Source organism: Streptomyces sp. CA-294286, assembly GCF_050947155.1.
Classification (GTDB): domain Bacteria; phylum Actinomycetota; class Actinomycetes; order Streptomycetales; family Streptomycetaceae; genus Streptomyces.
The window spans coordinates 3937329-3960181 of record NZ_CP192005.1 but is presented as its reverse complement, the minus strand read 5'-3'; the positions used below and the strand labels follow the sequence as shown (position 1 = coordinate 3960181).

20 protein-coding genes are annotated in these 22853 nt (G+C 69.3%); 7 read left to right on the top strand and 13 right to left on the bottom strand.

Annotated features, from left to right (window positions below):
• Window positions 1-31: 31 nt before the first annotated feature.
• From ACQPZG_RS22265 to ACQPZG_RS22230, 8 genes are all read right to left on the bottom strand, one after another.
• Complete coding sequence (locus ACQPZG_RS22265) at window positions 32-1093, bottom strand: 2-aminoethylphosphonate ABC transporter substrate-binding protein (RefSeq protein WP_433547488.1); 1062 nt, start codon at window positions 1091-1093, stop codon at window positions 32-34.
• Window positions 1094-1125: 32 nt separating this feature from the next.
• A complete protein-coding gene (locus ACQPZG_RS22260; RefSeq protein WP_433547487.1) occupies window positions 1126-1923 on the bottom strand; it encodes an ABC transporter permease in 798 nt (265 codons plus the stop codon).
• Window positions 1910-2929, bottom strand: a complete 1020-nt coding sequence (locus ACQPZG_RS22255) for a 2-aminoethylphosphonate ABC transporter permease subunit (protein WP_433547486.1) — start codon at window positions 2927-2929, stop codon at window positions 1910-1912. Before ACQPZG_RS22255 ends, ACQPZG_RS22260 begins: the two co-directional genes overlap by 14 nt.
• Window positions 2922-3983: an ABC transporter ATP-binding protein gene (locus ACQPZG_RS22250; protein ID WP_433547485.1), complete on the bottom strand. Its 1062-nt coding sequence runs from the start codon at window positions 3981-3983 to the stop codon at window positions 2922-2924. The genes ACQPZG_RS22255 and ACQPZG_RS22250 overlap by 8 nt, the downstream gene beginning before the upstream one ends.
• Window positions 3980-4780 carry an HAD family hydrolase gene (locus ACQPZG_RS22245; RefSeq protein ID WP_433547484.1) on the bottom strand — a complete coding sequence of 267 codons (801 nt, stop codon included), beginning with the start codon at window positions 4778-4780 and terminating at the stop codon, window positions 3980-3982. Before ACQPZG_RS22245 ends, ACQPZG_RS22250 begins: the two co-directional genes overlap by 4 nt.
• A complete protein-coding gene (locus tag ACQPZG_RS22240; protein ID WP_433547483.1) occupies window positions 4777-5898 on the bottom strand; it encodes a TIGR03364 family FAD-dependent oxidoreductase in 1122 nt (373 codons plus the stop codon). The genes ACQPZG_RS22245 and ACQPZG_RS22240 overlap by 4 nt, the downstream gene beginning before the upstream one ends.
• 144 nt (window positions 5899-6042) lie before the next feature.
• A complete protein-coding gene (locus ACQPZG_RS22235) occupies window positions 6043-6807 on the bottom strand; it encodes a GntR family transcriptional regulator (RefSeq protein ID WP_433547482.1) in 765 nt (254 codons plus the stop codon).
• A gap of 257 nt (window positions 6808-7064) precedes the next feature.
• Entirely contained in the window at window positions 7065-7844 is a 780-nt protein-coding gene (locus ACQPZG_RS22230) for a hypothetical protein (RefSeq protein WP_433547481.1), read from the bottom strand.
• A 452-nt stretch (window positions 7845-8296) separates the two neighbouring features.
• Between ACQPZG_RS22230 and ACQPZG_RS22225 the strand changes: the two genes are divergently transcribed.
• Window positions 8297-9409, top strand: a complete 1113-nt coding sequence (locus ACQPZG_RS22225) for a Gfo/Idh/MocA family protein (RefSeq protein WP_433547480.1) — start codon at window positions 8297-8299, stop codon at window positions 9407-9409.
• Between the two features lie 141 nt (window positions 9410-9550).
• Here the strand turns inward: ACQPZG_RS22225 and ACQPZG_RS22220 are convergent, their stop codons facing one another.
• The 3 genes from ACQPZG_RS22220 to ACQPZG_RS22210 form a co-directional block, all read right to left on the bottom strand.
• Window positions 9551-10411 carry a fumarylacetoacetate hydrolase family protein gene (locus ACQPZG_RS22220; protein WP_433547479.1) on the bottom strand — a complete coding sequence of 287 codons (861 nt, stop codon included), beginning with the start codon at window positions 10409-10411 and terminating at the stop codon, window positions 9551-9553.
• 116 nt (window positions 10412-10527) lie between these two features.
• The gene (locus tag ACQPZG_RS22215) at window positions 10528-11307 is read right to left on the bottom strand and encodes a YidC/Oxa1 family membrane protein insertase (protein WP_433547478.1); all 780 of its coding nucleotides are present in this window, start codon (window positions 11305-11307) and stop codon (window positions 10528-10530) included.
• 151 nt (window positions 11308-11458) lie between these two features.
• The gene (locus ACQPZG_RS22210; protein WP_433547477.1) at window positions 11459-11770 is read right to left on the bottom strand and encodes a DUF6412 domain-containing protein; all 312 of its coding nucleotides are present in this window, start codon (window positions 11768-11770) and stop codon (window positions 11459-11461) included.
• A gap of 663 nt (window positions 11771-12433) precedes the next feature.
• On the opposite strand from ACQPZG_RS22210, the gene ACQPZG_RS22205 reads away from it, so the two are divergent.
• Window positions 12434-13462 (top strand): SEC-C metal-binding domain-containing protein, encoded by a 1029-nt coding sequence (locus tag ACQPZG_RS22205; RefSeq protein WP_433547476.1) that lies wholly within the window; start codon window positions 12434-12436, stop codon window positions 13460-13462.
• Between the two features lie 207 nt (window positions 13463-13669).
• Entirely contained in the window at window positions 13670-16729 is a 3060-nt protein-coding gene (locus ACQPZG_RS22200; protein WP_433549503.1) for a DUF3427 domain-containing protein, read from the top strand.
• Window positions 16730-16785: 56 nt separating this feature from the next.
• On the opposite strand, the gene ACQPZG_RS22195 is transcribed toward ACQPZG_RS22200, so the two are convergent.
• Window positions 16786-17415 (bottom strand): ATP-binding protein, encoded by a 630-nt coding sequence (locus tag ACQPZG_RS22195; protein WP_433549502.1) that lies wholly within the window; start codon window positions 17413-17415, stop codon window positions 16786-16788.
• Between the two features lie 201 nt (window positions 17416-17616).
• Here ACQPZG_RS22195 and ACQPZG_RS22190 point away from each other — a divergent pair, with 201 nt between their 5' ends.
• The 4 genes from ACQPZG_RS22190 to ACQPZG_RS22175 all read left to right on the top strand — a co-directional run bounded on the left by ACQPZG_RS22190 (window position 17617) and on the right by ACQPZG_RS22175 (window position 20500).
• Window positions 17617-18465 carry a helix-turn-helix domain-containing protein gene (locus ACQPZG_RS22190; RefSeq protein WP_433549501.1) on the top strand — a complete coding sequence of 283 codons (849 nt, stop codon included), beginning with the start codon at window positions 17617-17619 and terminating at the stop codon, window positions 18463-18465.
• Window positions 18462-18665, top strand: coding sequence for a DUF397 domain-containing protein (locus tag ACQPZG_RS22185; RefSeq protein ID WP_433547475.1), 204 nt, complete (start codon window positions 18462-18464; stop codon window positions 18663-18665). The genes ACQPZG_RS22190 and ACQPZG_RS22185 overlap by 4 nt, the downstream gene beginning before the upstream one ends.
• Before the next feature lie 242 nt (window positions 18666-18907).
• Window positions 18908-19831: an excalibur calcium-binding domain-containing protein gene (locus ACQPZG_RS22180; protein ID WP_433547474.1), complete on the top strand. Its 924-nt coding sequence runs from the start codon at window positions 18908-18910 to the stop codon at window positions 19829-19831.
• Window positions 19832-20179: 348 nt separating this feature from the next.
• Window positions 20180-20500, top strand: coding sequence for a hypothetical protein (locus ACQPZG_RS22175; protein WP_433547473.1), 321 nt, complete (start codon window positions 20180-20182; stop codon window positions 20498-20500).
• A 446-nt stretch (window positions 20501-20946) separates the two neighbouring features.
• Here ACQPZG_RS22175 and ACQPZG_RS22170 read toward each other — a convergent pair whose 3' ends face one another.
• Window positions 20947-22575 carry a DUF445 family protein gene (locus ACQPZG_RS22170; protein WP_433547472.1) on the bottom strand — a complete coding sequence of 543 codons (1629 nt, stop codon included), beginning with the start codon at window positions 22573-22575 and terminating at the stop codon, window positions 20947-20949.
• Between the last annotated feature and the right edge of the window lie 278 nt (window positions 22576-22853).

Genomic DNA, 22853 nt, shown 5'->3' with positions numbered 1-22853 from the left:
CCCGCCCGCGCCGCGCCCCGGGGGCGGCGGGTCAGCTGCCGGTGGCGGTCTTCCAGGCGTCGACGTACTCCTTGAGGTTCTCGTCGATGTCGGCCCAGTCCGGCTCGAAGACCTCGACGCCTTCCATCAGCTTCGTGAGTGCGTGCGCGTTCGCGTCGGTCGCCCGGACGTCGGTGCGGGCGGGGAAGCCGCCGCCCACCGAACTGACCTCCCGCTGCGCCTCCTCGGCCAGCATGAAGTCGAGGAGCTTCTTGCCGTTCTCGGTGTGCGGGGCCTTGCTGAGAAGCCCGGCGGCGTACGGGAGGGCGAAGGTGGTGGGTCGGCCGCCGGCCTTCGCGGGGAACCAGATGGCGAGGTTCGGGGCGGACTTGGACTGGGCGAAGTTCATCTGCACGTCGCCGTTGGCGACGAGGATCTCGCCCTTGTCGACCTTCGGCGCGAGCTTGGAGGTGGAGGAGGACGGTCCGACGTTGTTGACCTGGAGCTTCTTCAGGTACGCCATCGCCGCTTCCTTCCCGCCGAAGTCGTGCATCGCCTTGATGACGACGGCGGTGCCGTCGCCGGCGACGCCCGGGGTGGAGTACTGCACCTTTCCCTTGTACGTGTCGTCCAGCAGTTCCTCCCACGTGCTGGGCGCGTCGCCGGACAGCTCCTTCTTGTTCTTGATGAACCCGAAGTAGTTGTTGACGACCGACGTCCAGGTGCCGTCGGCGGACTTGTCGCCGCCCCGGACCTTGTCGGAGCCCTCGGGCGCGTACTTCTGGAGCAGGCCCTTGGAGTCGGCCTGCTGGATGAACGGCGGCAGCGTGACGAGGACGTCGGCCTGCGTGTGGGACTTCTCGCGGACGGCGCGCTGCACCATCTCCCCGGAACCGCCCTCCACGTACTTGACCTCGATGCCGGTCTTCGCCTGGAAGTCCTTGAAGACCTTGTCGTACCAGCCGTCGCCCTTCTCGCCCTTGAGGCCGTCGGCGCTGTAGACGGTGACGATCCTCTCCTCGGAGGAGGCGGCCGAGGACCCGCAGGCGGTGAGGGAGGCGGTGAGGGCGAGGCAGCCGGTGACGGCGGCGATCGGCTTGAGGGTGCGCTGCATGACGTTTCGTATCCCCATCTGTGGAAGGACGTTCAGCGGAAGGACGCATCGGTGCGCAGGCGGGAGACCGCGAGCAGGACGAGCAGGGTGGTGCCCATGAGGACGACCGCGACGGCGGACCCGGTGAAGAGGGACCCCCGGTCGGTGGCGGTGAAGATGCGCACCGGAAGCGGCATCCAGTCCGGCGGGTAGAGCATCATCGTGGCGCTCAACTCGCCCATGGACAGGGCGAAGCAGAGCCCGGCGGCGGCGTTCAGGGACGGCAGCAGCAGCGGCAGCCTGACGCGCCGCAGGACGTGGGCGGGCCGCGCGCCGAGCGAGGCGGCGGCCTGCTCGTACACCGGGTCCAGACGTACGAGCGCGGCCGACACGGACTGGTGGGCGAAGGCCGTGACCAGGACGGTGTGCGCCAGCACGACGATCCACGGCGTCCCGTTGAGGAGGAACGGCGGCCGGCTGAACGCGACGAGCACGGCCAGCCCGACCACCACCGACGGCACGGCCACCGGCAGCACGAACAGCGCGTCCAGGACCCGCTTGCCGCGCTTGCCCAGTGCGGTGGCGGCGAGCGCGGCCCAGCTCCCGAGGAGGAGCGCGAGCACACTGGCCGCGACGGCGGTGACGAGGCTGGTGGTGAGCGCCTGGAGCGACTCGCCGCGCACCGCCGACCCGTAGTGCGCGACGGTCGGCCCGGACGGGAGGACCCCGGACCAGTTGGTCGAGAACGAGGCGGCCACGATCACCAGCAGTGGCACGGCGAACAGCGGCACGAAGAGCAGGCCGAACCCCGCCCAGGTCGCCCACCTGCCTGCCCGGCTATGCACCAGCACGACGGCTCACCACCCGGTAGATCCCGTAGAGCCCGACCGAGAGGGCGACGTTGACGACAGCCACCACGCAGGCCGCCGCATAGTCCGACTCCAGGATCGCCTTGCTGTAGACGAGCATCGGCAGGGTCGTCACGCCCTTCGCCCCGGTGAACAGCACGATCCCGAACTCGTTCAGGCACATGACCAGTACCAGCGACCCACCGGCGGCCAGCGCGGGCAGCGCCTCCGGGAGGATCACCTGGCGCACGATCCGCCCGGTCCGCGCCCCCAGCGAGGAGGCCACCTCCAGTTGGGAGGTGTCGATCTGCGAGAACGCGGCGAGCAGCGGCCGCATCACGAACGGCGTGAAGTAGGTGATCTCCGCGAGCAGTACGCCCCACAGCGTCGTCAGGAAGGCGAACGGCCCCTCGGAGGCCCCGGTGACGCCCGTCCACATCCCGTTCGCCATGCCCACGCTGCCGTAGACGAACAGCAGCGCGAGCGTGATGAGGAACGAGGGGAAGGACAGGAACACGTCGATGAACTTCGCGACCGCCCTCCCCCCGGGAAAGGGCACGAACGCGATGACCAGCGCCAGCGCGAACCCCAGCACCAGGCATCCGGCGGTCGCCCCGAGGGCCAGCCACACGGTGGTGCCCAGCGCCGAGCGGAACGCCTCCGAGGCGAGGACCTCCCCGTACGGAGCGAGCGAGACGTCACCGCTGTCGGTCGTGAACGACTGCTGCACGACCAGTGCGAGCGGATACAGGAACACCAGCGCGAGCACCGCCACCGGAGGCAGCGCCCACACCCACCCGGGCACCCCGCGCCGACGCGACCCCGGCCCCGGGGACCCGCGCCCCGGGGCCGTGGGCGTGCCGACGGGCTCGGTCGCCCGGCCCGTGCCCGCGGCTTCCGGCGTCGGGTCCTGTGCGGGTGGGGCTGCCAGGACAGCGCCCACCGACGGCGCGTCCGTCCCCGGCCCCGTGCTGCGCGTCGCGCCCCGCGCCGCGGCGAACTCAGCCATCGGAGCCCACCCCCGCCCGCAGCAGCACCGCGTCCTCGGACGCGAAGTGCAGTGTGACCGGGTCGCCGAGCACCGGCGTGTCCCGCAGTTCGCGGACGTCCGCCGTAACGGGGCGGCCGTCCACCTCCACGGACAGGCGGTGCGTGGAGCCTCTCCACTGCACTTCCCGGAGCGTTCCGCGCAGCGCGTTGGGGCCTTCGCCGATCCCGACCAGATGCGGTCGTACGCACAGCGTGGCCGTGGACCCGGCCGCCGCGTCACCCGTGTCGACCTTCAGCTCGACCCCGCCGAAGCGGACGCCGCCGCCCGTCCCGACCTGAACCGGGAGCAGGTTCGCGTTGCCCACGAAGGACGCAGTGAAGGCGTTCCGGGGCCGCCGGTAGAGCTCTTGCGGCGTCCCGCAGTCCTGCAACCGCGCCTTGTCCATGACCGCGATCCGGTCCGCCAGCGTCAGCGCCTCCACCTGGTCGTGGGTGACGTAGAGCATGGACACGTGCGGCAGCTCTCGGTGCAGCCGTGCCAGTTCGGCAAGCATCCCGGACCGCAGCTGGGCGTCCAGCGCCGACAGGGGCTCGTCCAGCAGCAGAACGCTCGGCCGTATCGCCAACGCCCGCGCGATGGCCACCCGTTGCTGCTGCCCACCGGACAGCTCCCGGGGGTAGCGTCCCGCGTAGGCCGCCATCCCGGTCATGTCGAGCGCTTCGGCGACCCGTCCGGGGATCTCCGCCCTGGGCACGGTCTTCTGCGCCTTCAGCCCGAAGGCGACGTTCTCCGCCACCTTCAGGTGCGGGAACAGCGCGTACTGCTGCACCACCATCCCGATGCCCCGCCGGTACGGCGGCAGATCGGTCACGTCGCGCCCCCCGAGGAGCACACGCCCCGAGACCGGCCGCACGAAACCCGCCACCGCACGCAGCGCGGTGGTCTTGCCCGATCCGGAGGGCCCGAGGAGCGCCATCACCTCGCCGGGCTCCACCGTCAGGTCCAGGGAGTCGAGCACGACGTTCCCGCCGTACGCCACGGACACCGCGTCGAAGCGTATGCCGCTGCTCATCGCCCCAACTCCGCGAGCAGGGCGGGCAGTTCGGTGACGGACTCCAGTACGTGGGTGGCTCCGTGGGCGAGCAGGGCGTCCGGCCCGTGCGCCCCGGTCCTGACGCCCGCCACGACGCCCGCCCCGGCCCGTACGCCGCTGAGCATGTCGTAGGAGGTGTCGCCGACGACCGCGACGTCCTGCACGCCCGCCACCGCGCCCGTCCGCAGGAACGCGGTCAGCACCATGTCCGGGTACGGCCGCCCCCGGCCCCCCGCGTCGGCGGGGCACAGCGTCGAGGCGGCCAGTCCCTGCCACCCGAGCGCGGCGAGGATCGCGTCCTGGGTGACCCGGGCGAAGCCGGTGGTCAGTACCACGGTGCGCTCCTGCGCGACGAGCTCCTCGATCGTCTCGCGGGCCCCCGGGACCTCCTCGACCGCACCCGCGTGGACGAGCTTTCCGTACGACTCCTCGAAAGCGGCGTTGGCGCGCTGCGCGAGGGTCTCCTCGCCGAAGAGGTGCCGGAAGACGGAGATCTTCGATTCGCCCATGGTGGCCCGGACGTACGTCAGTTTCTCCTCGTAGTGCGCGCTTGCGGCCCGCACGCCCAGCCGCTCGGCCGCGGCGGCGAAGGCCCGCTCGACGAGGCCGCCGTCGGCGACGGTGGTGCCCGCCATGTCGAGGACGACGAGTTCGATCCTGTGCTCGGCCGCGGTCCCGTCGTCGGCTGCGCTCCCCCGGTCGGCTGCGGTCCTGTGGCCGACGGCGATCCCGTGGCCGGCTGCGGTCCTGCGGTAGGCGTCCATGTCGGGTTTCACCAGCCCAATTCGTTCGCGGTCTGCTCGGCGATGGCGGGCGAGCAGGTCATGCCCCGCCCGCCGGGCCCGGTCACCAGCCACACGCCGCTGCGCACCTGCTCGCGGTGCACCACGCGGCTCTTGTCGGTGCACTGGGCGTACACCCCGGCCCAGCGCTGTCTGATCTTCGGGAGCGGACGGCCCAGGAGGCTCTCCACCACGGCTGCCACGTGCTCGTACGGTTCCTCCTCCACGTCGAAGCGGAAGGGGTGTTCGTACTCGTGGGTGTCGCCGATGGTCAGGCCGCCGTCCTGCCGCTGCACCATCAGGAGCTGCATCCTGTGGGCGGCGGCGGTGGGCGTCTGGTCCTGTCCCGCGTTGAGTGCGTCCAGGGCTTCCCCGGTGTAGGCCGGGTAGTAGCGGAAGCTGTCGGCGTCGGCCACCGAGGTGGTCAGGGCCTCGCCGAGGGGCGCGGTCTGCATCATCTGCAACCGGACCCGTCGGACGGGGAGTCGGGGCGCCAGCTCCCGCACGAGTCCGCCCAGCCAGGCCCCGGTGCACAGCACCACGAAGTCTCCGCGGTGCACGACCCCGTGGTCGTCGCGCACGGCTCCCTCGCTGATCACCTCGCGGACCTCGCGCCCGCCGACGAAGGTGTACCGGCCGGACGCCGACAGGGCGTCCTTGAGGGCGAGTTGTGCGGTCCTGGGCTCGACGGCCGCGTCCCGCTCGCACCACAGCGCGCCGAGGAACCCGCCGCGCAGAGCCGGGTTGACGGCGCGCGCCTCGTCCGCCGTCAGCAGCTTGTACCCGCGTGCGGCAGCGTCGTCGCGTTCCAACGCGGCCTCGGCGACGCCGAGTTCCAGTGCGGTGCGGACCGGGGTCAGCGACCCGTTGGCCCGGAAGCCCAGGTCCGGGACGCGCCCCGCGATGCCCTCCCACAGCTCGCGGGCCCGCAGGGCGGTGTCGAGTTCCTCGCCTCCCGCGCGCCCGCTGACCCATATCTGGCCGAAGTTGCGCAGGCTCGCGCCGCGCGCCTCGTCCTCGCGCTCGATCTGTACGACCTCGTGGCCGCGTTCCACTGCCTGCCAGGCGTGCATGGTTCCCACCACGCCGGCTCCCACCACTATGACTCTCACGGCGGCCACGCTCCCGGGAGCGGGTGACGCAGCCGGATCCGCACAGCGACGGCGCGGTGAACAGCCCCCCAAGCTTGGATCAGACCCGTTATGCTTCCGTGACCATCGTGTGCCGCCCTTTCCCGCGTCCTGCCCGCCGTCGCCCTAGCTGTCGAGCTGCGTCGAGAAGCTGAACCTGTCCCCCCGGAACAGCATCCGCACCCGCTCCAGCGGCCGTCCCGCCACGTCCTGCGACCACCGGTGCAGCAGCAGCATCGGCAGCGCGGGCGGAGTGCCGATGAGCAGCGCCTCGCGTGGCGTGGCGAGCACCGTCTCGATCCGCTCCCCCGCCCGCCCGAGGCCGATCCCCACCTCTTCGCGCAGGTACGCGTAGAAGGAGGAGTCGGGCTCGAAGTCCACGTCGAGCCGCGGGACCCGTTCCACCGCGACGTAACTGCTCTCCAGCCCCACCCGCTCGTCGTCCGCGAGCAGCACCCGCTCCAGGTGCCACACCGGGTCGCCGGCGCGCACCCCGACCTCCGGCGCGAGCCGCTCCGGGCACGGGAAGCGTTCCAGGCCGATCAGGGTCCGCCCGGGGCGTCGCCCCTGCCGTCGAACGCCTTCTGTATAACTGGCCAACGCCAGGGGCTGTTCGAGCTTGGGCCCGGCCGCGACGGTCGCCCTCCCCTGCCGTCGCACCCGCCCCTCCAGGAGCAGTTCGCGGATCGCCTGGCGGACGGTGTCCCGTGCGACCTCGTACCGCAGCGCGAGGTCCCGTTCGGTCGGCAGCGCCTCGCCCTCGGCCAACTCCGTGACGAGCGCGGAGATCCGGGCCTTGACGGCGTAGTACTTCGGGATGCGGCCGTGCTCCGGAATGCCGGACCGGACGGGCGCCGAGGGGTCCTGGTGGTGCGTGTCGGGGTAGTCCACGACAGGGATCGTCGCAGACGTCCCGATACGGGTCGGGCAACGGCCCGAAGGGCGGCGCCCCCGCCGTACCGGGATGTGCCCCCGGTCCGTCCCGGTACAGGTCGGACAACGGCCCGAAGGGCGGCACCCGCGCCGTACGGGGATGTGCCCCCGGTCCGTCCCGGTACAGGTCGGACAACGGCCCGAAGGGCGGCGCCCCCGCCGTACGGGATGTTCCGCCCGGCCCGTGCAGGGGCTGTCGCCGGCCCGCACGGGGGTCAGCGCCTCGGCGACGGACGCGGCCTGCGCGCGCCCACCACGAGCGTTCCGCCGCCCAGGAGGAGAGCGACGGCGGCAGCCCCGAGCCCGAGCAGCGGGCCCTGCCCCGTCCGGGCGAGCTCCAGACCTCCGGCCCCTCCCGATCGACCGCTCCCCCCGGTGACCTGGTCGGGGTCGACGGCGAACCGGTAGTCGCGGGACTCACCCACCCACTCCCCGTCGTCGCCCTTGCGCTGCACGACGGCCGCGTTGGCGACGACGGCGTTGGCGCGGGCGTCCCCGGTGAATCCGAGCCGCACCTTCACGGACAGCGTCCGGTCGGGCCCGACGGTGAACCCTGGCGTCGTCTCCTCGAAGACGCCGACGAGTTCGTCCCGGTCCGTGTGGTGGAAGGGGAGCGCGTGCCAGGCACCGGTGTCCGCGTCCTGGAACTCGGCGCGCACGTGGTCGGGCCGCAGGTGTCGGCCTTCGTCGACGAGGACGAGCACCGGGTGGATGTCGTGGCAGGCCGCGCCGGTGGTGTTGGTGAGGTCGACGTACCACTCGCCGCTGTCGCCGCCGGGCTGGTAGGTGTACGGCCCGCCGTGGATACGGGTGCCGAGGGGGAAGTCCGCGCTGTGCGGGTCACCGCAGGTCGGCTGCTGCTGATCGGCGGCGGCGACCGGGCGGGGGGCGGAGGCCACGGCGGCCGGTGCGGGAACGAGCGTGGCGACAGCGGCCGGTGCGGAAGCGAGCGTGGCGACGGTGACACCCAGCACGAGTGCACGGCGAAGACGCATGGGTTGGCCTCTCCGGTCCGCACGGACGGCAGCCCGACCAGCCGGACGCGATGACGGGGGACACGGTGGGACGCGGGGCAACGGGGACCCGGTGACGCGGACGCGACCGGCGGAACGCCAGGCCACGCGCTCCCGCCGCGACCATGGTCCGTGACCCTGCCACGCACCTCTCCGCCGCCGTGCGCGCCACGACGACGTGCGGCAGAACAGCTCCCGAAGTCCCCCCGGTCGGCCCACTCCCCCACCGCCCCCGACGGGTATCGTCCCGGTCGGCCCACTCCCCCACCGCCCCCGACCGACGCCGACCCGCACGCTCACTCCCCCACCGCCCCCGACCGACGCCGACCCGCACGGCCCACTCCCCGCCACCCCCGACCGGCATCGGCCCGGTCCCGCCGCCCCTCCCCCGGCCGCTTTTGCACTTCCCCACCTGCGTTGTTTAAGTGGCAACCATGACGTCCACAGCTCCCGCATCCGCACCCGTTCCCCCTCCCGCCGCACCCCTCCGGGTAGCCCTCATCGGCTACGGACTGGCGGGTTCCGTCTTCCACGCCCCGATGATCGCCGTGACCGAGGGCCTGGTCCTCGACACGGTCGTCACGTCGAACCCGGAGCGCCGGGAGCAGGCCCTGGCCGAGTTCCCCGACGTACGGTTCGCGGACTCGCCGGACGAGGTGTGGGCGCGGGCGGCCGAGCTGGAGCTGGTCGTCATCGCCTCCCCCAACAAGACCCACGTGGCCCTCGCGACCGCCGCCCTCGAAGCGGGCCTGGCCGTGGTCGTGGACAAGCCCCTCGCGGCCACCGCGGCCGAGGCCCGCGGCCTCGCGGCCCTCGCCGCGGACCGGGGCCTGCTGCTGTCCGTCTTCCAGAACCGCCGCTGGGACAACGACTTCCTCACCCTCCGCGCGCTTCTCGCGGACGGCGAGCTGGGCGACGTACAGCGCTTCGAGTCTCGTTTCGAGCGGTGGCGTCCGCAGCCCAAGGGCGGCTGGCGCGAGTCCGGCGACCCGGCCGAGATCGGCGGACTCCTGTACGACCTGGGCAGTCACGTCGTCGACCAGGCGCTGACCCTCTTCGGCCCGGTGACGCACGTGTACGCGGAATCCGACGTCCGCCGCCCGGGAGCCGAGGCCGACGACGACACGTTCCTCGCCCTCACGCACGCGAACGGCGTCCGCTCCCACCTCTACGTCAGCGCGACCACGGCACAGCTCGGCCCCCGCTTCCGCGTCCTGGGCTCCCGGGCGGGCTACGTGAAGTACGGCCTCGACCCGCAGGAGGCGGCCCTGCGCGAAGGCAGGCGCCCGACGGACCCGGACACCACCTGGGGCGAGGAGCCGAAGGAGATGTGGGGCCGCGTCGGAGCCGGCGAGTCCCCCCTCTCGGGCGGCGGCACGCCCGTACCCACCGTCCACGGCGACTACCCCGCGTACTACGCTGCCGTGGCCCGTTCCCTGCGCGACGGCACGGAACCCCCCGTCACCGCCCTCCAGGCCGCCGACGCCCTGGCCGTACTGGAGGCAGCCCGCGAGTCCGCCGCCCGGTTCACCACCATCGCTCTCTGAGCCCGACGGGCCCCGCCGTCCGCCCCCGGGCAGAGGGACGCACCACCGGGCGGCGGGCTCCCCCGCCCGGCCGGGGCGAAGGGGCGGGGAGGGAGGAGGGCGGGGGGCGCGCGGCGGCCCGGCCCGGGACGAGCGCTCCCCCTACGCGCCCTTGAGCACCTGTCGCTGCCTCCCCAGGCCCTCCACCTCCAGCTCCACCACGTCGCCCACACGCAGGTAGGGCTTCGGCTCCGGCTGCCCCATGGCCACCCCCGCCGGCGTGCCGGTGTTGATCACGTCGCCGGGGTGGAGCGCCATGAACTGGGAGACGTAGCGCACCACCTCGCCCACGCCGAAGATCTGCTGCGCGGTGGTTCCGTCCTGTTTCAGCTCCCCGTTCACCCACAGCCGCAGACCCAGCGCCTGCGGATCGGCCACCTCGTCCGCCGTCACCAGCCACGGCCCGAGCGGGTTGAAGGTCTCGCAGTTCTTCCCCTTGTCCCAGGTGCCGCCGCGCTCGATCTGGAACGCGCGCTCGGAGACGTCGTGCGAGGTGGCGTAGCCCGCCACGCAGGCGAGCCCCTCCTCCGCGCTCCCCAGGTACCGGGCGGTCCGCCCGATGACCACGGCCAGCTCGACCTCCCAGTCCGTCTTCTCGCTGCCCCGGGGCACGAGCACGGTGTCGTGCGGCCCGACCACCGTGTCCGGCGCCTTGAAGAACAGGATCGGCTCCTCGGGCAGGGACGCCCCGACCTCCGCCGCGTGGTCGTGGTAGTTCAGCCCGATGCACACGATCTTGCCGATCCGGCCGAGCGGCGGGCCCACCCGCAGCCCGCCCGCGTCCAGCACGGGCAGCGTTCCGGCCGCCGCGGCCTCCCGTATCCGCTCAAGAGCGGCCGCATCGGCCAGCAGCGCGCCGTCGACGTCCCCCACCACGCCCGACAGGTCCCGTACGGTCACCCCGTCGTCGTCGAGCAGCGCGGGACGTTCCGAACCGGCATCTCCTACACGCAGCAACTTCACAGCGATCGATCTCCTCGTGGTCGAAGGTCGCGCCCAACCCGGCCGATCGTTCGCGGCCCGGCCACCGGAGAATTGTCCGATCCTCCAAGTTCGGCGCCCGCTTCGCAAGTGCGCGTTCACTGCGTGGACGTGCGACGCCCCGGCCCTCCACGCCCCGCACCGGCCGTTCCCTCGTCCCCGACCTCGCGATCGCGGTGCAGCCAGGCCCGTTCCGCGACGGTCCAGGCGGTGGTGGTCGCGACGTAGAGACCGGCGGCCAGCGGCACCACGGCCGCGGTGATCAGCGTCGCGAACGACAACAGCGGCAGCCACTTCACCAGCCCGGCCCCGGGAACCCCCGCACCTGCCCCGGCCCCGCCGGTCCCTGCCCACTGCGCCGACTCCGCCACCGCCGGATTCCTGCGCGCCCGCAGGAACGACCAGGTGGCCACCGCCGCGATGACCGCGAACAGCCCGAGGTAGACGACTCCCTGCGCCCCCAGCAATCCCCCCTGTGCCAGCGCGTCCGTCCACCGCGATCCCAGGGGCGCCGCGAACAGCCGGTGCCCGAGCAGTTCATTGGCCCGGCCTCCGACCTCCGCCGACGAGAAGACGTGGTACATCACGAAGAAGACCGGCAACTGCACCAGCATCGGCAGCATTCCGGCGAAAGGAGAGACCTTCTCCTTCGCGTGCAGCGCCAGAATCTCCTCCTTCATCCGCTCCGGCCGCTTCGCGTACTTCCTGCGCACGGCGGCGAGCTGCGGCGCGAGCCCGGCGCGGGCCTTCTCCCCCCGTACGGCGGCTCGCGCCAGCGGGTGGAGGGCGACTCGTACCAGCATCGTGAAGAGGACCACGGCCGCGGCAGTGGCCGAAGCGGCGAACAACGGGTCCAGAACGGCGGAAAGGCGGTCCACCAGGGAAGCGAAAAGCGCGTACACGAAAGAGCCCTCCGAGGGTCTCGTCGTACCGAAGGAATGAAGAAGACATCGGCATGACGACCCACGCAGGGCTGAAAACGCTCAGAGAAGAAGGATCCGGGACCGACAGAAACCCCCGGACCGCCCCCTACGCGGCCGTCGGAGAAAGACGGCCCGGGGCTCGCGGACGGGGCCTGCCCGCCGCATCGGGATCACGCTGGGCGAGGAAGGCGGTACGCCGTTCCCGGTCGCGGATGGCTGTCCGCACCTTCGTGCGCGGTACGGCCGGGGCGGTGCGTCCTGCACTCAACGCGCAGGCGATGAGGGTGGCGCCGACGGTGGCGGTGGCGGCGAGGGCGACAGCACCGGCGAACCCGAAACCGCCGAGATCGAAGAGGACATGGGCCACCAGGAAGAACACTGCCAGCGCACACCGCGCCCGCACGACGTTCCCGATCACTCCCACTCCTCCTCTGCTGCGCACGTCGGACTCACCGCTCTTACCCGTTCGAGGCTGAACAAACCGCAGCCTGCCATGAGTTCCCTGTCCCTGACCAGGGGACTCCGGCCGGAAGGACTCCTCTCCGGAGAACCTGCCCCGCCCCTCTGCCTCGCACCTCTCACTGCCGGGCCGCCGTCCCCCGTACTTACGCGACCCACTGAAGGAGACGGTGAACGGCCCCAAAAGGTTGACCGCCAAACCAAAATTTCCCGCACCCGCACCCGCACGCGTCCGCACCGCGGCACCCTCACCCCCACAACCCTCCACACCCGCACCCGCACGCACTCCCCGCCCCCTGCGACTTTTCGCACCCTCACCCGCACCGCGCGCCTTCCCACCCGCAACCCTCCGCGCCCTGACCCGCGCCCGTCCCGCGTGCCCTCCCACCCGCAACCTTCCTCACCCGCGCGCACCTTGCCTCTTGCACACCCGCAACCCGCCGCACCCTTGCCCGCGCGCGCCCTCCCACCCGCACCCACCCTCCCCCGCCCGCCCCCCTGTGGACGTTCCGCCCGCCGTCCCCCGGGGAACGCTCCTCCCATGCAGCCCCCCGCCCCCGCTCCCAGCGCGGCCGTCCCGCCCCCTCTCGCCCCCGCCCGGTCCAGCAGTACGGTGTCCACCATGCGCCCCGACACGCCTTCGCCCGCCGACCACACGACCGAAGCCGAGCGTCTGCTGCGCACCGCGGCGCAGTACCCGGAGGACCGGGAGCCCCTCCTCCTCCAGGCGGCGGCCCACCTGGAACTCGCCGGGGACCGCGCCCGAGCGGCCACCCTCTACGACCAGCTCCTCAACCACCCCAGCCCGGACGACCCCCACCTCATCAAGGCCCTCAAGGCCGCGAACCTCTGGGAGTTCGGCCACGAGGCCGAAGCCCGCGCGATCATCGACGGCATCCGGGCGGCCGCCCCGCGCACCGCCCAGCCGTGGGCGGTCCTCGCCGAGGCCCTGGAGAACCACGACGAACTCCAGCAGGCCCACGAGGCGTACACCACCTCCCTCACCCTTCTGGTGAACCCCTCGGACACCGAGGTCCCGTACGCCACCCGCCCGCTCCTCACCGGCCGGCACCGCGTCCGCCGGATGCTGGGCAAGGCGCACGACAGCTGGGACGCCCTCGCGGACACGGTGAACCCGGGCCCGGTCCCGCTGGACGAACTGCACGACCCGAAGCGACTGTGGGCCCTCGGCTCCTCGGACCCCGCGGAACTCCGCGCCGAGATCGAGCGGCTCCAGGCCGAGTTGGGCTCCTACCGCGCAGCCCTCTCCCGCCCGTTCCCGGTCGCCCTGCTGCACTGGCCGGCCGAGGAGTACGAGGAACTCCGCGCCACCCACCCCACCCTCGCCGCCGAGTACCCGCCCACCCACGCGGAGCACCTGGCCACGGTGGAGACCTCCTTGCGCGAACTGGCCTCGGCCGGCACCCCGAACCTGGGCGTCGTCACCGGCTCCATCCCCTCCTACGAAGCGTTCGCCGCCTCGGAACACACCACCCCGGACTCCACGTCCCTCCTCGCCGAATACGCCACCACCCTCGCCGCCCGAGGCCGCGCCACCTTCTGGCCGCCTTCGGCCTCGGCGGCGTGCTGGTGCGGCTCGGGAGCCACGTACCGCGACTGCCACGGCGGGGCGGCCTCAGCCTCGATTTGATCCGGGCGCTGAGCAACACACGGCGGCGCGGCACGGCTTGGCCGTGCGCGCCGCCTGTAGTTGTTCGGAGGCTACCGGTCTGTGGTGATTTTCCACCCAAAGTCGATTAACACCTCTCATTACCCGAGGAGAACAGTGCCCGCGGAAAAAGATAGGGACTTTGACCCGCCAATCTCTGGCGTGTACGAAGAGCTGATCACTCACCGAATGCAGGACCAGTTATCTCAGCTAGAGGAGCAGGGATGGAAAGTCATTGAAGAGAAAGTCGACGATGAACTTTTGTCCCAAGCGCTCACGCGCCACCTCGGCCGTGTGATACAGCGAGCCCTGCACAATCTCCCGCGGGACAAGCAGGTCGACGCCGCCAACCAGATCGTTCGATCTCTCGTGCATGAGACCGCGTTCTCCCCGGACGTCTATCTTGCCGAGGGGCCGCGACAGCTGCTGGGGCTCGCCGAGGAAGTGTCCCCTGGTGTCCACGCCGTGCACACCTTCCCCTTGACCCCACTTTCCGATACGACGCTGATTACCAACTCTTCCAAAGACCGGAGCCTCGGTCACGAGTTGCGCGCCGAGTTGGCCAGCACCGACCAGATCGATCTCCTCTGCGCCTTTATCAAATGGTATGGGTTGCGAGTACTCGAAGACTCACTGAAGGCGGCGAGGGCCCGACGGGTCCCAATCAGAGTTCTCACGACGACCTACATGGGAGCTACCGACCGTCACGCTCTTGACCGCCTCGTGCGCGATTTCGGCGCGGAAGTAAAGGTCAATTACGAGATTCGTTCTACTCGTTTGCATGCCAAAGCCTGGCTTTTCAAAAGAGAAACAGGATTCGACACCGGGTATGTTGGTAGCTCGAACCTCTCCAAGCCCGCCCTCCTTGAAGGACTTGAATGGAACGTACGGCTTTCCTCAGTAAGCACTCCTGACGTACTGAAGAGCTTCGAGGCTACCTTCGAGGAATACTGGAACGACCCCTCCTTTGAGTCGTACGACCCTGATCTCGACGCTGCCCGCTTGGATGCAGCGCTAGAGAAAGCTGGAGCCTCCAGAGCGCCCGGAAGTGAAGCAATTGGCCTCTCCGGGAACGAGGTGACCCCTTACGCCCATCAGCGAGACATGCTGGAACGTCTCCAGGTAGCCCGAGAGGTTCATAACCACCACGAAAATCTACTTGTTGCCGCAACTGGCACAGGTAAGACAGTCATGGCCGCCTTGGACTATCGAAACCTAGTCCGCGCATACGGCCGCAAGCTACGACTACTTTTCGTTGCCCACCGAAAAGAAATCCTCGATCAGTCACGCTCCACGTATCGAAGTGTTTTGAAGGACCCGACCTTCGGTGAACTATTCTACGGCGGCGAAGAGGCTACCAAGTGGGAACAAGTTTTTGCTAGCGTCTTCTCGCTACAAGGAGATCAACTTCACGACCTACCTCGGGACCACTTCGACGTCATTGTTATCGACGAGTTTCATCACGCGACGGCAGACACTTACAGCCGGATTATCCGGCACTTTGCTCCCAAACAACTTTTGGGATTGACCGCTACACCCGAACGTATGGACGGCAAGAACGTTCACGATGAGTACTTTGACGGGCGTATCGCCGCAGAGATGAGACTTTGGGAAGCCCTCGAAAACGATCTACTCTGCCCATTCCACTACTTCGGAATTCCAGATGAAACCAACCTCACGCAACTGAGGTGGAAACAAGGAAGATACAGCCAAGAAGACCTGGATAACTTTTACACTGGAAACCTTGAACGTGCCGATGTTGTCCTGCGGTCCGTCAGAGAGAAGCTCTCTAACCCCATGGGTATGCGTGCACTGGGATTCTGCGTAACTAAGGCGCACGCACATTTTATGGCGGCTCAATTTAGAGCGCACGGATTCGCTGCGGTTGGGCTCGATAGCGAGTCGACGCCTACGGAGCGGAAAAGAGCCCTCAAGGATCTACGTGAGGGGAGGTTGCAAGCGATCTTCTCTGTCGACCTCTTCAATGAGGGCCTCGACATTCCTGAGGTAGACACGATCCTGATGCTACGACCCACGAATAGCGCGACCGTATTTCTTCAGCAACTCGGCCGTGGCTTGCGACGTACTGCCGACAAGGCTGTCCTCACTGTGCTCGACTTCATTGGCCAGCATCGCGCAGAGTTTCGCTTTGAGGTTCAATTTCGCGCTCTCACAGGTTTCACGCGAAGGCGCCTCATTGACCAAATGGAACGCGACTTTCCCCACATGCCTTCCAGTTGCGAAATCATCTTGGAAGGAAAAGCCAAAGAGCTGGTGATCGGTAACGTACGAAGCCAGTTGCAGACTGACATCAGGTCACTGATCCGGGAAGTAGCCGAATACAAGCACACCGATCTCTCTCGCTACCTGGTGGACAGCGGACGAGAAATCAAAGATATTTACAGGAACAACAATTCTTGGACTTACATTCTGCGCAAAGCACGACTCCTTGATGATGAGGCTCCAGAAAAAGAAGAGGCCCTCCTCAAGAGAATCCGTAGTTTTCTACACGTCGACGATCCTGAGCGCGCAGATGCCTACAAGAGCCTCCTTTCAGAGAATCCCCCCAAGTACGAAGAGCTTTCTCCGACTAATCAATCATATGCCCGCATGCTCTTTTACTGCTTGTGGGATAATGGAGGCGGCTTCGCTTCTTATCAGGATGGACTTGACGCCCTAGCTGCACAGCCACGTATAAGGGAAGAGATTCGACAAGTCCTCGACGTGGCCGTTTCGCAATCCGATCACGTTCCCCACGCCCTAGGACCGGATTTCGGCGATCTTCCCCTCAAGATCCATAGTTCGTACAACCGATCTGAAATTTTGGCGGCACTCAAGATTGCAAGTCTCAGCGGCCAGAAACCTCGCACTTTCGCACAGGGCGTAACATGGTCTGAACCATTTCAAACCGACGTCTTTCTTGTCACTCAAGAAAAGGACGAGAAGGAATTCGTGCCGTCAACCCGCTACAAAGATTATGCCGTAACCCCAAGCAGATTCCATTGGGAATCACAGGGGAATACGGCAGACACCTCGGAGACCGGGCAACGGTACCTGAACCATGTAAGGAATGGTTCTCACATTCTGCTCTTTATCCGACAGTTCAAGTACATCGAGGGAAGATCACAACCCTGGATGCTTTTGGGGCCGGCACGGTATGTCTCCCACTCGGGAAGCAAACCTATCGCCATCATGTGGGAACTACAGCATGAGATTCCGGCTGACGTTATGACGTACTGCACCCGGTAGGTCAACGGCCAGGCGGCCGAGCGCGTAACCGCGCGCGGCCGCCCCCACGTAGAGACTTACTCAGTCTCTGATTCGAAACAGGTCTGTGCTGCATCCAGCGCCTCGTCCGGATCGCAGCCGTGCGCACGGAGCCAGTGGAGTAGGTCGCTGATGAGCGCGACCGCACTTGCCTCGACTGCCCTGCTCCTCAACCGCGGTGACCACCCCTGCGAGCGGACGTTGTTTGCCGCACCGTAGAGAGCTAGTTGCGCACTCGCACGGGCTACCTGTGTGGTCTCAGTGTGGCCATGCGGGGTGGTGAGCTCTGTCGCCAGTTCGCACCAAACCGCCTTAGCGTCGCACCGCAGGTCCACTCCCCATCGCTCCGCCAACGCGTCGACCAAGACCATGCCGCGGCCTGACTCGGCCTCACCCGAAGCATCCAGGAGCACGGGGAGCACCCTTGTGTCCGGATCGTGCATTTCGATGCGAAGGCTCGTGCCCTTCATGGCAACAGCGAGCGTGGCAGGCGTTCCCGCGCCTACATGCGCGATGACGTTCGCTGCCAACTCCGTCACACAGACTTGGGCGGCGTCGATCATCTCAGGTAGTCCCCAGAGACTCAGGTGCAACCGCAGCGCCCTTCGCAGGCCCGCCAACTCTTTTGGTTCCGCAAGGAAGGGCCAGTCCCATGGCTGCCGCTTCACGCAGTCGCTCGCGTAGATCACTTCCGTCTACCTCCCGCGCACCTCGTTGTGCACTGAGTGACCGTCGGTCACCCCACGTGTAAGAGTCTCAGTGCGCATCCCGGCCTGCAATGTGCACGATGGGATTCGCTCGATCGAGTGATTGGCGTGGCCGGCCCCTTCCGGTGTGATGGGGGCTTCCATTACGAGCAGGGGGTTGGCATGGCTGGTTCGCCCACAGCACGACGCCGTCGGCTGGCTATCGAGCTCAAGAAGTTGCGCGAACAGAGCGGCGCGACCTGCAACCAAGTAGGCGAGGCTCTCGATTGGAGCGGCTCCAAGGTCAACCGCATGGAGACCGGGCAAGGGCGGGTCCAGCCCTCCGACATCGAGGCCCTCTGCCGCTTCTACGGGACCACCGATGAGCTACGCGAGCTCCTCAAGGCTCTCGCGAAAGACTCGAAGACCAAAGGGTGGTGGAACGCTCACGGCGATGCGGTGCCGTCCTGGTTCTCCGTGTACGTCGGGTTGGAGCAAGCAGCCTCCAGCCTGCGCACCTACCAAGCGGAGTTCGTACCGGGACTCTTGCAAACTCCGGCCTACACTGCGGAGTTGTGCCGGGCGTCGACGGGGCATACACCCGAAGAGATCCAGAGGTTGGTCGACGTTCGGAGCCGTCGACAAGAGTTGCTGGCAACGGACAACGCCCCAGAGCTGTGGGCTGTCGTGCATCAGAGCACGCTCATGCAGGTCGTCGGAAATCGGCGCATCATGGTCGAGCAGCTCGAACGTATGCTGGATTGCGGGTCCTTGAGGAGCGTGACCGTTCAGGTTCTGCCCTTCGATGCGGGGGCATACCCGGCGACAGGCACGTACACGATCCTCGGCTTCCCAGAGCAAGAGGACCCAGACGTCGTCTACCGCGAAGGGCTGACTGACTCGGTCTACCTCGAACAGCCGTCAGACGTAAAGCTGTACACCCGAGCGTTCGACCACCTCAGGGCGCTCGCGCTGAGCCCACACAGGTCAGCCAAGCTGATCCGCGAAAGCATGGAGGAGCACTCCCGATGACTGCACACGTAAGCCCGAGCTGGCGCAAAAGCACCTACAGCAATGGGACTGGCGGCGAGTGCGTCGAGTTCGCCCCGTTGGCTGCCCAGGCCGCCGTCCGCGACTCGAAGTCTCCTGACGGCCCGGTACTTACGTTCGCCCGTACCTCTTGGGTTGAGTTCGTTCGTACGGTTCAGGAGGAGGGCTTCACGTCCGCCTGAACCGGTCCGTGGACTGCTCATCGCGTCTAGTAGAGGGCTCCCGCGACCACGGACAAGGCGCAGGACCTCATCCCCGACTTGGGGCCTAAGCTCGGAGTCGCCCTCACACGCAACCTCACGCATCCTGCGACTAGGCAAAGAAAACGGTCACTTTCGGCCAATTGCTTACTTGTTCAGTTCTGGACCTTCACAGGACTGCCATCATCAGCCCCCTCAGTTCACTTTGATGCTTTGGGGGACACATGCGGAAGAACAGTGCGGCGCGGCGGCGGGTCGGTGTGGTGGGTGGGGCCGGGGTGATGGTGGTCGTGCTTGCCGGGTGTGGGGGGAGCGCCGTCGGGGACGGGAAGGTCGGGGACGCCAAGCCGGTCGGGGCGGGGGCGACCGGGTCGGCGTCGCCGTCCCCGACGGCCGCTGCCGGGCTGAAGCTCGTGGATGACGAGGCGAGCGGGCAGGGCGGGAAGCAGATCATCGTGGCCGCCCTCGCCAACGACAGCGTGTCCGGTGCGGAGGGCGAGGGCGGGAACGCGACCCAGGCGGTCGGGGCCGGGACGTACGCCATGAGCGTGTCCGTCCAGCCGCAGCACGGGCGTGCCGTCGTCAACGGGACGAATCTCGTGTACACGCCGACCACCGGGTACGCGGGTCCGGACGAGTTCACGTACCAGGTGGCGGGGAAGGGCACCGGAGCCCTCAGTGACACGGCTGTCGTGCGGATATCCGTCAGTGCGCCGGTGCCCGTGAGCACGCCCACCGTGCCTGCCGTGCCCAAGGCGCCGAAGACCGTCAAACCCGCCGAGCCTCCGGTGACCTACGCCAACTGCTCCGCCGTGCGTGCCGCCGGGGCCGCCCCCATTCGCCGCGGCCAGCCCGGGTACGGGCGGCACCTGGACCGGGACGGGGACGGCGTCGCGTGCGAGTCCTCCTCGCGCGGTTCGTCCACCGGGGGGTCCACGGGAGGATCTACGGGCGGGACGTCCGGCGGCTCCAGCGGGGGTACGAGCGGGGGCGGCAGCAGTGCGTCCGGGGGGACCTCCGGTGGCGGCGGCGTGTCGTACGCCAACTGCTCCGCCGTACGTGCCGCGGGTGCCGCCCCCATTCGCCGCGGCCAGCCCGGGTACGGACGCCACCTGGACCGGGACGGGGACGGGGTGGCCTGCGAGTAGGCCGACGGTCCGCCCGGCGCGGTGTTTGTCTCTGCCGGGATGACAGGTGCCGGGAGAGGAAGCGGGCGTGGGTGCGGGGCGGGGACGGGTTCGTTTCCCCGCCCCGCAGCCGTGGGTCGACCGGGTGGGGTCCGCGTGGGGAGGGCGGGGCGTTGGGGTCGGGCGCGTGGCGGCTCCCCCGAGAGGCCGATGCAGCTACATTCCGTGACCGATTGAAGGCTCATTCGGTACGTAACGTGACAAAGAGGTGCGGGCCCGTGGGTTCGAGGGTCCCGTTAGCCTCGCATTGCAGGCGTACGTCCGAAACAGGATGAGTCGTACGCCGGATCTCAGCAGGAGGCAGTTGTCATGGCGAAGGTGCCCGCGTCCGTAGTCGCCGCAACAGGACTTGTCGGGGGGTACGGGGTGGCTCGGTGGACGGGGAAGCGGCCGTTGGGCGGGGTGGCGTTGGCGGCGGCCGGGGCCTGCGCGGCCCGGCAGTGGCAGCAGGAGGCCGGAGGGAAGGTCGCGGCCGGGCTGATCGGGCTGTACGTCGCGGGGTTCGCGGGCTCGCACCCGCTGGCGAAGAAGGTCGGGGCGTGGCCCGCGGTGTTCGCGGTGGCGGGCGGGGTCGCGGCGGCTTCCTGGGCGGCGAGCGGGTGCGGCGGGCGGCGGGGCTGCGCGAAGTAGCAGGAGTCCGAGCAGCAGTCGCAGCAGCAGCCGCTGGGGCGGTGGGCGGGCGGGGTGCATGTGTCGGCCCGCCTCCGCGGGCGGGGCGGTGGGCGGGCGGGGCGCATGTGTCGCCCCGCCTTCGCGGGCCGGGCGGTGGGCGCTCGGCTCGTCGGAACGGCCCCCTCCCCAGCCCGGGACGAGGACCGGCGAAGGGCAGGGGTCGCGGATTTGTCGGGCCTGGTCGTACCGTGACCCTCACCCCTCGCGAGGACTGCCACTCGCAACAGCTTCCCCGCAGACGCCCGCACACCCGCGTCCCCCGTGACGGTTTCCCCGGGTGGCCGCGTCGGCGCGTGCGCGCGGACCCCCGACCGAGCGGCCACCTCATCGCCGTCCCAGGACACCGCGTCCCCGTGACGGTTCCCCCCGGGTGGCGACGCCTCCTCGCGGGTCCCTCGTACCGCCTACGCCCCGAACGCCTTCGACACCGTGTAGATCAGCAGGCCGACCAGCGCACCCACCACCGTTCCGTTGATGCGGATGAACTGGAGGTCGCGGCCGATGTTGGCCTCGATCTTCTTGGAGGTGTGGTCGGCGTCCCAGCCGGCGACCGTGTCCGTGATCAGGGACGTGATCTCGGTGCGGTACGTGGTGATGACGTAGACGGCCGCGCCTTCGACCCAGCCTTCGAGTTTGCGCTGGAGGCGGCCGTCGGTGGCCAGGCGGGTGCCGAGGGAGATGAGGGAGGCCCGCACGCGGAGGCGGAGTTCGGAACGGTCGTCGTCCGCGGCGGCCAGGATCATCGAGCGGACCGCCGACCAGGCGGAGGCGATGACGTCCTGGACCTCGGGGCGGTTGAGGATGTCGGACTTGAGGCGTTCGGTGCGGGCCCGGGTCTCGGAGTCGGACTGCAAGTCGGTCGCGAAGTCGCCCAGGAAGCGGTCGATGGCGCCGCGGGCGGGGTGGGTGGGCATGTCGCGGATCTCGGTGACGAAGCGCAGGAGTTCCTTGTAGACGCGGTCGCCGATCTTGCGGTCCACGAAGCGCGGGGTCCAGCCGGGGGCGCCGCCCTGGACCGCGTCCATGACGGAGTCGCCGTGTTCGACGAGCCAGTCGTGGGCGCGGGTGCAGATCAGGTCCACGGCACGGTGGTGGGCGCCGTCCGAGACCACCTTGCCGAGGGCCTTTCCGAGACCGGGAGCGATCTCGGCGGCGTCGGCGCGGCGGGTGATGGCTTCGCCGACGACCGCCTGTACGTCGGAGTCGCGCAGGACGGTGAGGGCCCCCCGTAGCGCGGTGGCGAGTTCCTCGGTCACGCGGTCGGCGTGGGCCGGGTCGGCCAGCCAGGCGCCCAGTCGGCCGCCCATGTCGAGAGGGGCCAGGCGGGCCTTGATGACGTCCTCGGACAGGAAGTTCTCCCCCACGAAGGCGCCCAGGGTGACACCCAGCTGGTCCTTCTTGGTGGGGATGATCGCGGTGTGCGGGATGGGGATGCCCAGCGGGTGCTTGAAGAGGGCGGTGACGGCGAACCAGTCGGCCATCGCGCCCACCATGCCCGCCTCCGCCGCCGCCGCCACGTACCCCGGCCAGCCGGTGAAGCCGCTGTGCTGGGCCCATTTGGCGAGTACGTAGACGAGGGCGACGAAGAGGAGCAGCCCGGTGGCCGTCGCCTTCATCCGGCGCACGCCGCGCTGCTTCTCCTCGTCGGCCGCGCTGAAGGTGAAGGAGAGGCGCTTGGCGGGGGGTGCGGTGGAGGCGCCGGAGGCGGGGGCGGGGGGTGCGGTGGAGGTGCCGGGGGCGGGCTTTCGCATGCGGGGGCCGGAGGCCGACTTCTGCGTGCCCGAGCCGTCGCCCGGTTCGGAGGCCGCCTTGCGCGTGCGGGAGGCGGCGTCCGGGGTCGGGGTGCCGTCCGGGGCCGTGGTCCCGTTCGGACCCGGGGTCCCGTTCGGACCCGCGGTGCCGTCCGGGGCCGGGGTCCCGTCCGGACCCGCAGTCCCGTCCGGCCCCGCGGTGCCGTCCGGCGGCGGGGTCCCGTCCGGGGCCGGGGTTCCTTGCCCGGCTGCCGCCGCTGCCCTGTCGTTCGTACGTTCCATCCGCTCCGCCCACTCCGTCGTTCACGTCGGTCACCCGTGCCGGTTCCGGCTCGGGTACCCGTACCCGAGCCGTTTCCCCTGCTGTGCGTGCGGTCGCCCGCGTACGGAAAGACCCGTACGCGGAGCTTCCACCTGACCGCTCCGTCACCCGGTCGCCGCCACCCGGCGATCGTCCGCCGGGCCGCGTTCCGGCCCGGGGACGCCCCTCCATTGAGCCCTATCCGGCCTACTCCCGGAACGCACCCGGAGTTCCCGGCGTCTCCCAAGTGAACGTCATG